This window comes from Microbacterium bovistercoris (assembly GCF_003387575.1).
Taxonomy (GTDB): Bacteria; Actinomycetota; Actinomycetes; order Actinomycetales; family Microbacteriaceae; genus Microbacterium; species Microbacterium bovistercoris.
In genome coordinates this window covers 1-6,022 of sequence record NZ_QUAB01000027.1, presented here as the reverse complement: position 1 = coordinate 6,022, position 6,022 = coordinate 1, and the positions used below count along the sequence as shown (strand labels likewise).

General features: G+C 67.5%; 1 protein-coding gene and 1 pseudogene. Both read right to left on the bottom strand.

The genetic code is table 11. From position 1 onward, the window contains the following. Positions 1 to 1,165: pseudogene (locus tag DY023_RS04895) on the bottom strand (Ig-like domain-containing protein); the annotation flags it as partial. 178 nt (positions 1,166 to 1,343) lie between these two features. Further along, positions 1,344 to 6,022 (bottom strand): Ig-like domain-containing protein (locus DY023_RS04890; RefSeq protein ID WP_147303263.1); only part of this gene is annotated, 4,679 nt, incomplete at its 5' end.

Sequence of the window (6,022 nt, the reverse complement as noted above, 5' to 3'; positions counted from 1 at the left end):
GGGAGGTCTCCACCGTCTCCTCGGTGGTGTTCTCCTCCTCCTCGGTCTCGCCCTCCGGAGGAGTGATGTCGTTCCAGTTGTCCACCTGCTGCAGGCTCTCGGTGGCGATCCACGCCATGCCGCCCACGACATCGTTCAGCACCACGACATCCCGGTTCACGCGGAACTGCAGATTCGCCGACGGCTTCAGGTTGGGGATCTTCTCCTCGAGGTCGGCAGCCTTGCCCAGGCAGTCCCGCAGGAATGCGCCGGAGCCCGCCCATGCGCCGTAGACGCATCCGGCGGCGCGCACCGGCGCCGCCGGAGCGCCCTGCGCACGGGTGCTCGTGGCCACGACATCGCCGCCGTCCAGGGGCACGTCCAACAGGTCGGATGCCGTCGCGATCGACACGGCGCCTGCCGCTCCTGACGGCTGCTGCAGAACCGCGGTGTCCGCGCCGTCGATCTCGGTCCGGAACCCTGCCGGCGACATGACGACCTTCTGCGCCCGGTCCAGCACCACCGGCGTCTCGCCGACCACGGTGATGGACGGTTCGCTCGAGGCCTTCAGCCCCTCCACGGATCCGCTCTGGGGATCGCCCGGGTCGCCCTGCGGGCTGACCGGGATCGTGTAGACGGACGAATCGGCGGCCGACACCGCGTACACCGTGCCGTCCTGGCCGACGGCGATGTCCGCATTCTTGCCGAGTTCGAGGAATGGCTTCTTGCCCGCGAACTCGAAGCCGGCCATGCCCTGCACCGACTCGATCCACAGACCGCCCGAAGAGGTGTCGAGGATCGCCACGGTGTTCTCCGCGAGCGCGACCTTGCTCGCGCCGGGGATCGCCACGGCATCGTTCAGGGCGACCGTCGCGGGATTCACCGTCGCGAGGGTCGAGTCGTTGTGATTGACGACCGCGACCGTCGCCTCGTCCTGCAGGATGTCGAAGTCTTCACCCGTGGTACGCAGCCCGCCGTCGAGCAGCGTCGACTCGTTGTTGAAGTGCCCCACCAGCAGCTTCGACGACTTCGTGATCCACACGCCGCCGTCGTTCAGATCGACCTCGGTCGTGGGGTTGCCGTCGTAGGCCATCGCCATCGTTGCGACGGCCACCGTGCCGACCGTCACCACGGCGGCCGACGCCAATGTCTTGGGGCGCGACCTGACCCAGGCGAACGCCTTCATACCGATTCCCCCCGGGACTGCTGTGGAATGTTCTGCGCGGACGGACAATCCGCTCCGGACGGAACCCGCACCGGGCCATCCTAACCGGGCGCGCTGAGTGCCGAGGATGGGGAGAACTCCCCACCCGTGTCACAGCATTGCCGCGGAAGGGATCAGACGTACCTCTGCCGGCTGCCGACTACCAGGTAATGCTCTGGGCACTACCCCAACCTTCAATGTGGATCCAGAAACTCTCACCGGGGTCACCGAAGTAGCAGCCGAGCTGCACGGTTTCGTTGCCGGAGATGTGCTCGGTGCGTTCTCCCCAGCGTCCGCCGTACGGACCGGTACCGTTGCAGCTCACTACGTAGTTGCCGGCGGGGAAATTCGTCACAGTGACTTGGCCGTAGGCGCACGACGCGCTACCGCAACCAGGTTCACCCTGTGCATTCCCGTAGCGGCCACTCTTCGCGGTGGTGGGCGGATTGCTCGTGGTCGCGGACTTCGAGGTCGAGGCGGACCAGCCGGCGGCATTGTGCACCTGCACTTCGATCGAATGGGACTGGCTGTAACCGTTGCCCACGTTCCGTGACCCGTTCGCGCCGACGTTCTGCCAGGACGACTGCCCGTCGACCTTGATACGGGCACCGTCGATCGCCGATCCGTTGTTGCCGTTCGGACTCCACGAGAACGTGATCGACTGACCGTTGTTCTGCGCGGAGACGTTCGGCGCCGGCGGCTTGCCGAAGGCGGTACGTGACGCCGAGGAGCCGGATGGGTCGGAGACGTACTGCTTGCCGTCTACGACGGCGACGGCGCGGATGCGCACGGTGTAGGCCGTGCCGTTCGGCACGTTGATGACCCTGCCGTCCCAGTTGAAGCCCGCGTCGGAACCGTTGATGTGCCAGGCGCCCCCGTTGAGGCTGTAGTCGTACCGCATCTCCGACTCGCTCGCGCCGTTCATCTCGGAGGCCGCGAGGCGATAGGAGTTCGGGTCCACGATGAGCTGTTGATCCCCGGCGGTCACCGACGGCGTACCCGGCGTGCCGGGCTTGATCGTGGCCCGGCGCGCGGCGGACGGGTCGCTCCACGCACCCCAGCCGGAGCGGTTCGTGGCGTGCACCTTGAAGGTGTACGCCGTCGTCGAGGTGTCCACCACGATGGCCTGCGACGTCGTGCCCGCTCCGACCGGGATCGTCTGCACGACGCTGGATCCGCGGATCACCTGCACCTCGTAGCCGTCGATCGAATCGCCGTTGTCGTCCGGGGCGACCCAGTTCACCTGCATCTGCGCGCGGTCACCGACGGCCGCCATCTCGGCCGTCGTCGGCGCCGCGGGCTGCGCCGGCGGGCCCGACGGGATCTCCGGCAGGGAATCAGGACTCCAGCTGGACGCGTCCGGCGCCAGGTTGTGGGCCTGCACGCGGGCCGTGTACGACGAGCCGTTCTCGAGTCCCGTCCAGGTGTACGAGTTGCCGGTGATGTTCGTCTTCTGACCCGCGCCGACACCGCCGGAGAGCTCCAGCGTGTAGTACTGCACGGGAGAACCCGGCGTCGACGGGGTGGTCCAGTCGATCGTCAGCTGCTTGTCGCCGTAGGTCAGCGACGGTGCCGCGGGGGTGTCGGGACGCGCGTCCGGACGAGCCTCATCCGACGAGGCAGACGGGTCCGACTCGCCGACCCGGTTGGTCGCCGTCACCTGGAACAGGTACTTGACGTTGTTCGTCAGGCCGTCGAGCGTGCACGTCGTCGACGAGCACTGCTTCTCATAGGAAGCACCCTGCACCGAGCGCACCGTGTAGCCGGTGATCTCCGCACCGTTGTTCGCCGGAGGCGCCCATGAGAGCACGACCGTGCGGTCCTGCACGCTCGACACGGTCGGCTTGCCCGGAGCATCCGGCTTGCCCTGCACCGTCAGCACGATGAGGCCGTCGACCTCACGGTCCGGATCCTCGGTGACATCGCCGATCCGATAGCGGACGGTCATCGTGCCCACGAACTTCGCACCCGGGGTGACCTTGATCTTGTCCCCGCTCACGACCGCTTCGCCGTCGCCGCTCTGGCGCTCGGCGCGGATCAGTCGCAGATCACCCTCGCCCTGGAACGGGTTCACGTCGTTGTCCAGCGGGGAGACCGTGATCGTCTCGCCCTGGTTCGACTCCGGGAAGGTGTCCGTGTTCGCCGTGGGGAGCTCACGGGTCGAGGCGGTGACCGTCACGTCGACCGTGCCCTCGATCGGCTCGGTCTCGCCGTCGGTGATGCGCAGGGTCAGCGTCGTCGCCGTGCCCTTCTTCACGTTCGAGGACGCCTCCACGAGCAGCTTGTCGCCGTCGACCCGCGCGGAGATCCCTCCGCTCGCCCCGCCCACGTAGCTGAACGTGTGCTTTCCGGCGTCCTTGGGATCCGGGTCATCGGTCAGCTCGCCCAGGTCGAGCGAGACCGCCTTCTCCCCTGGCGCGACGTTGACCTGGCCCCGGGTGAAGGTCGGCTGCTGGTTGTCCGGCGGCAGCACCGTGATCGGGATCGACAGCGTCGACTTGCGGCCCTTCGGGTCGTCGGGCCCGGAGCCGTCGGTCACCTCGAACGTCAGTGCGTCCGATCCGAAGTATCCCTGCGCCGAGGTGTACACGAGCGTGCGCTCGTCCTTGATCAGGTTGTCGCCGTTGGCGTGAGCGGCGGAGACCTTCTCGGCCTCGGTGATCACGACGGAGCCGCCGCCGGCCACCGTCACGTACTCGCTGAGCGGCACGTCGACCGTCTCGCCGCTGATCACCTCGATCGACGCGCCGGACTTCACGGCCGGACGCAGATCCGACAGAGCCGGCACGTGGATGAACGCGGAGGACTCCTGCTCGTCCTGATCGGTGAGCGTGTACCGGAGCAGCTGGCGCTCGTCGCCGACCTTCACCCTGACCTTGCGATCGGGAAGGACCGTGCCGCCGTTCTCGACGACCAGCTTCAGCGAGTCGGTCGTGCCGTCCGGATCCTCGTCGTTGGCCAGGACATCGACCTCGACCGTCGTGCCGTCCTTGACGTCCTCGCTCTTCACGCGGTCATCGCGGGCGATCGGGAACAGCAGCGGCACGTCCTTGTCGACGGTGACCTGCAGGACGGCGGATGCCTCGGCCCCGCGCTCGTCGACGATGGTGTACCGCAGCGAGGTCTCCACCTCGTCGTTCGGCGCCTGCACGAGCACGCGGTCGCCGGACACCCGGCCGTCAAGGCCCGGGACATCGTCCGGCAGCTTGATGCCCTTCTTCACGAGCGAGATCTGGTCGCCCTCGGGGTCGGAGTCGTTCGCGAGCACCGGCACCGCGACCTCACGACCAGGACGCACCACGACGGCATCCTTCACCGCATAGGGTGCTTGGTTCACGTCCTCGCCCGGGGCGATGCCGACGTGCACGGTCGCGATACCTTCCTTGCCGAGGTTGTCGCGCACCTTGTACGTGAACGTGTCAGTTCCGGTCGAGTCCTCGAACGCCTCGTAGACGAGGTAGTCCTGCTCGACGGTGACCATCCCCTTGGCCGGGTTCGAATCCAGACCCAGCAGCTCGACCGAGTCGCCGTCCTGATCGATACCGTCCAGCGGGATCGCGATGTTCGTCGTCGTGCCGCTGATCGTACGCGCCGTCACATCCCGGGGCCGGGGAGCAGCGTTCCTCTCCTCGTCGACGGCGAGGATCTGGATGGTGATGTAACCGGCGTCGACCTGGCCGTTCTCATCGACCGCGTTGTAGGTCGCGTAGACGGTCTTCGCCTCGGGCCCGGCGCGGAAGCGCACCTTGTCCTGCGAGACGAACGCCTCCCCGTCCTCGGGGTCGATGAACGGCTCCACCAGCTTCGGCTTCACATGCAGCGTCAGGTCATTCGGATGCGTGTCGTTGTCCAGCACCGGAATGGTGACCACATCGCCCGTGCGCACGACTGCGGTGTCGTCGTTCGCCACCGGGGGAAGCAGTTTGTCGGGCGCCGGGATCGGGATCACGACCACGTCGCCCTCAGCGGTCTTGGACCCGTTCGAGATGCGGTACTTGATCCGCACCTGCTGGTCCAGACCGCCCTGATCGCCGATCCGCAGCGTCTCGTGGTTCAGCACCGACACCGACACACCGCTGCCCGGTTCCACCTCGACGGACTGCACGACCAGCAGCCCGCCGGCAGGGTCGGTGTCGTTGTTCAGCACGCCCACGAGCACCTCGCCGCCGGTGGGCAGCAGCGCGACGTCGCGCACAGCGATCGGCGCGCGATCCTCCTCGGTCCGCTCCTCGACGTCGATGCGCACGATCCCGGTCGCCGAAGGCACACCGGCCGTGACCAGGTACTGCACGTAGTAGGTGCCGGGGGTCTGCGTCTTGAACGTGAAGGTCTTGTTCGGGTAGTCAGGGGTGACGGTCGTGCCGTCAACGTCCCCCACGCTCGCGAGGCGCAACGGCTCCTTGCTGGAGCTGGAGTCGTTTGCGAGCGGCGACACCGTCACCTGCGTCCCCACGGTGGTCACCACGTGATCGGCGTTGGTCTTCGGCAGCGTCGATCCGACCGGACGCACGTCCAGCTGGATGGTGCCGTTCGCCAGCTCTCCCGAACCGTCGGCGACGACGACCTGCACCTCCTGTCGCCCCGGCGGGCTCGACACGGCCCGATACGTGATCTGGCCGTCGGTGGTGAAGTCGACCTCGTCGCCGCCCGCGGCGACGACATCCTTGAGATAGACGTCATCGCCGTCCGGGTCGATCCAGTCGGGCAGCACGTTGTACGACACCGTGCCACCCGCCTCCACAGCCAGCGCGCTCTTCCGCTTCGGCTCCGGAGCACCGTTCACGCTCCAGTCGTGCACCGACACCGTGACCTTCGCCGTGTCCGTGCCCTTGCGTCCGT